This window comes from Petralouisia muris (genome assembly GCF_004793545.1).
Taxonomy (GTDB): Bacteria; Bacillota; Clostridia; order Lachnospirales; family Lachnospiraceae; genus Petralouisia; species Petralouisia muris.
The window spans coordinates 1-1,372 of record NZ_SRYA01000206.1; the positions used below are offsets into that span (position 1 = coordinate 1).

Sequence of the window (1,372 nt, forward strand, 5' to 3'; positions counted from 1 at the left end):
CCCTAGTATAACCCATTTTAAATAATCAATTGTTAAGTTGTTCCGTTTTTGCGCATTTTATAGTACGCGGTTTTGGAGCGCGTTTATCCTTATTTTCTTGGCTGGCAGCTTTATGGTTTACGACCTCATATACAATCTGGCTGATGTCCTCTTTTTCCAAGTCTATATCATCCAGATTGTATGACCAATGGTAAGGCACTGGCACTTGATTGATTTCGTCAAAATGCTTGTATATCCTGTCAGCAAGCTCCTCTTTGCTTGATACCCGAATCCCGTTCAACATCTGTTTTGTCATTTTGCTGAAAAAGCCTTCTACCATATTCAACCATGACCCATGTGTCGGAGTGAACACAAACTCGAATCTGCCGGGGACGCTGTTTAAGTATTTCTGTGTCTCCTGCGATGTGTGGGCTGAATGGTTATCAAGGATCAGGCGGTTCTTGTCCCCTGCTGGGTATTTTGCGTCAAGCATTTTCAGGAAATGTACAAAATCAGAACTTTTATGAGTTTCGCTTATATATGGGATTGCCTCTCCTGTAAGCAGGTCAATCCCTGCAAGGAGCGACAGTGTTCCGAATCGCACGCACTCGCAATCCCGCCATATTGCACTGTAGCGATCCGTGCCGGGGATTGGTGGACGGTCATCGGTTGTTGTCCCAATTGCCTGCTCTCCTGGTTTTTCATCATAAGACAGTGTATGAACCGGCATACCTTCAAAAGGCATCAGGCTGCCATCCTCATTGAACTGCATAGAAACCTGTTTATATATGACCAGAACATCATGCATCTTGGTTTCGAAATCCGGATCCCGCCTTTCGCAGTAACAAGTCACCTTAAATGGCTTCATTTTTGCCTTTTTCAATATTTTGCGCAAAGCACTCTCGGAGACAGTCGCCATACGCGGATGCCCTTCCTCTTCTGCTATGGAATGGATAAACCGGGTAAAACTGGCGGGATGCCAGAGTTCTGCTGCATACCCGCGGTCTTTCGGTCGTTCACATGCCCTGTTAATCACCCATGTGATATCGGAGTCTGATATTTCAGGTTTGCGTCCACGCCCTTTCCGGTCATTCAGCGCTGTATCAATGTCCGCGTTCAAAAACCTTTGGACGCATGACTTCACAGCGGAAAGGCAGACATCCAGCTTGTCGGCAATCTGTTCATAAGTGTATCCTTCATATTTTAATAAAAGTATTTTTGCCCTAATATATGTCCTTGCTTCTACAGTGCTTTGCCTGAGAATGCTTTCCAAAGTTGAAATATCTGTTTCTGTAAGGTGAATAGTTTTGATTATTTTTGACATGAAAACGCCCTCCATATTGAGACATTATAACACATCAATTAAAGGTTGTCTAATTAAAATGGATTATAC

The 1,372-nt window shown here is 43.7% G+C and carries 1 protein-coding gene; it reads right to left on the minus strand.

Annotated elements, in window-relative coordinates; all coding sequences use genetic code 11:
* Positions 1-25: 25 nt before the first annotated feature.
* Entirely contained in the window at positions 26-1,303 is a 1,278-nt protein-coding gene (locus E5329_RS29065) for an IS630 family transposase (RefSeq protein ID WP_135992569.1), read from the minus strand.
* Between the last annotated feature and the right edge of the window lie 69 nt (positions 1,304-1,372).

What these genes read in the sequence shown, in the direction of transcription:
- E5329_RS29065 (WP_135992569.1), bottom strand. Translation starts at nt 1,303, where the DNA reads ATGTCAAAAATAATCAAAACTATTCACCTTACAGAAACAGATATTTCA.